The following is a 2,769-nucleotide window of genomic DNA, read 5'->3' as shown; positions in this document are numbered from 1 at the left end:
CGGGCGCTGACCGACATGATCGAGGTGGGCCGGCGCCGGCAGCGGGCGGGGCTGAAGGCGGCCTCGGTCAAGCGGCACCTGGTCTTCACCGGCTCCCCCGGCACCGGCAAGACGACGGTCGCCCGGCTGTACGGCGAGATCCTCGCCTCGCTGGGCGTGCTGGAGAAGGGCCACCTGGTGGAGGTGTCCCGGGTCGACCTGGTCGGCGAGCACATCGGATCCACGGCGATCCGCACCCAGGAGGCCTTCGAACGGGCGCGTGGCGGTGTGCTGTTCATCGACGAGGCGTACGCGCTGTCCCCGGAGGACGCCGGGCGGGACTTCGGCAAGGAGGCCATCGACACCCTGGTGAAGCTGATGGAGGACCACCGGGAGGAGGTGGTGGTGATCGTCGCCGGGTACACCGCGGAGATGGAGCGCTTCCTCTCCGTCAACCCGGGTGTGGCCTCCCGCTTCTCCCGCACCATCACCTTCGGCGACTACGGCCCCGAGGAACTGCTGCGGATCGTGCGGCAGCAGGCGGACGAGCACGAGTACCGGCTGGCGCCGGGCGCGTCCGAGGCGCTGCTGACGTACTTCGCGGCGATCCCGAAGGGCCCGGCGTTCGGCAACGGCCGTACCGCCCGGCAGACGTTCGAGGCGATGGTGGAGCGGCACGCGAGCCGGGTGGCGCAGCTCCCCGACCCGACCACCGACGACCTGACCCTGCTGTACGCGGAGGATCTGCCCGAACTGCCGTGAGCGGCCGCACCGGTCGCCCCCCGGAGGGTTACAGGTTGTCCCCCCAGCCGGACTGGATCATGGTCTGGAAGGCCCACCTCCCGTCCCGCTTGAGCAGGATGTCGGCGTACCGCAGGCGCTGGGAGTGGCCGTCGGCGGTCATGGTCGAGTCCGTGAAGACGACGGCCATCGAGGAGGACAGGAACACCGGGGTCCGGGTGGACTCGAAGGTGATGTCCTGGTCCCCGTCGCCCATCACCTGGGTCATGGTGGCGACGAACCGGTCCCGGTCCCACTGGGCGGAGCGGCCGTCGCCCGCGGAGTCGTCGCTGACGAGGTTGAGCGGGAACACCGCCATGTCCGCCATGCGCCGGACGTCGCGCCGGCCGCTCGCCGCGTCGTACTCCGCGAACCAGGCGTCCAGGCTCGCCCGGTCCTCGGCGGTCGGGGTGTATCCGGTGTCGGGCAGGAAGGTCATGCGGGCTCCTTCGGCGGTGACGGAACGCCAACTAATCAAGTTTGACTAGTCGAGACGCACGGAGCGTACACCTGTCCGCACCAGTGATCAAACTTGATTAGTAAGGACGGTCAGGAAGGGTCCGGGCGCACCGGGTCCGGGCGCTGGGCCGGGAGGCCGGGGAGGAGGCGGGTCAGGAGCCGCGCTCGTTCGCGGACGAAGGCGGGGTCCGACGGATAGTCGGAGTGGCCGAGGATCGGGGCCGGGAGCGGGTGGTCGAGGGTGCGGCCGTAGGCGCGGGGATCCGGCAGCGGCTCGTGGTCGACCTCGGGGGCGGTGCCGGCGGGGATGCGGACCGGGCCGCCGATGGGGTCGGTACGGCGGTGGAGGTTGCGCCAGCAGGCGATGTCCCGGTGCAGCGCGGCGAGGGCCGGCGGGCCGAAGTGGGCCGGGAACCAGCGGCCGTACAGGCGCTCCAGCGGGGAGCCGTAAGTCAGCAGGGCGACCCTGGTGCGGACCGACGGCGGGAGCTGCCAGGCCGCCGCGGCGGCGAGGACGCTGCCCTGGGAGTGCCCGGACAGCACCAGCCGGCCGCCGGTGCGCCGGGTCCAGGTGACCATCCGCCAGGTCAGGTCCGGCACGGCGCGCTCGGCGTAGCAGGGCGGGGCGAAGGGGTGGGCGGCGCGCGGCCAGAACGTGCCGACGTCCCAGAGGATGCCGATGGTGCGCCGGGCCGAGGCGTCCTTGTAGGCGCGCCTGCCCCAGGTCACGAAGAGCACGAAGCCGAGGCCGACCAGCCAGGAGCCCAGCGCCTGGGAGGTCTCGGCCACGGCCTGGACGAGGTGCGGGGTGCGGTGGGCCGCCCCGTCGGGTGTCTTCCCGGTGGCCGCGGCACCGGCCAGCGCCACCGCGCCCAGCAGCAGGGTGGTGGCGGTGAGGACGGCGACGACGAGGGGGACGCTGTCGGTCAGCGCGGCCATGGCACGGGCGTGCGCGATGGCGCGGGTGCGGGGCGGGTCCTCGGGTTCGCCGGGGGGCTCGCCGCGCACTCGGGCGCGTTCGGCGCGGGCGAGTCGGGCGGTGCGCACCGCGAGGGCGGCGGCCAGGAGCAGCAGCACCGCGATGAGCGGCGGGATGACGGAGGCCTGCCAGGTCAGCAGGGCGGGCGGGCCGGCGAGGAGGGCACGGGTGCCGTCCAGCCAGTCGGCGACGCGCTGGGCGACCCCGCCGGAGATCACTCCGCCCAGCGCGCAGGCGAGCAGTGCGACGGCGGGCCCGCCGAGGCCCCGCATCCCGGTGCGCGGGTCGGGCCGGCGCCGGTACAGGACCCGGGCCACGACCGCGAGGGTGACGATGACGAGGCCCTGGGCCAGCATGAGGAACCCGAAGGCCGGTACGCCCGGCAGCCGTCCGGTGGACTGCCAGCCGGGCCGGGACCACCCGGCGTACAGCAGGGCGAGCAGGAGCAGGGCGAGCGCGCCGAGCTTCAGGCGGCGGACGAGGTGCCGGTCCAGACGCCGGTCGAGACGGCGCTCGCTGCGGCCCCGGCGGCAGACCACCCCGGTCACCGCGACCGCCCCGGCGACCAGGGC

General features: G+C 74.1%; 2 protein-coding genes and 1 pseudogene. 1 reads left to right on the top strand and 2 read right to left on the bottom strand.

Annotated features, from left to right (window positions below):
• Nucleotides 1–741, top strand: a 741-nt coding sequence (locus tag H5J33_RS30015) for an AAA family ATPase (RefSeq protein WP_181797934.1), incomplete at its 5' end; no start/stop codon positions are given.
• Nucleotides 742–769: 28 nt separating this feature from the next.
• On the opposite strand, the gene H5J33_RS30010 is transcribed toward H5J33_RS30015, so the two are convergent.
• Nucleotides 770–1,198: a nuclear transport factor 2 family protein gene (locus H5J33_RS30010; RefSeq protein WP_181797933.1), complete on the bottom strand. Its 429-nt coding sequence runs from the start codon at nucleotides 1,196–1,198 to the stop codon at nucleotides 770–772.
• Between the two features lie 110 nt (nucleotides 1,199–1,308).
• Nucleotides 1,309–2,769: pseudogene (locus H5J33_RS30005) on the bottom strand (hypothetical protein); the annotation flags it as partial.

This window comes from Streptomyces sp. WELS2, from assembly GCF_013870595.1.
In the GTDB taxonomy this organism is placed as follows: Bacteria; Actinomycetota; Actinomycetes; order Streptomycetales; family Streptomycetaceae; genus Streptomyces.
The sequence above is the reverse complement of the archived record's forward strand: the minus strand, read 5'-3'. Positions and strand labels throughout refer to the sequence as shown.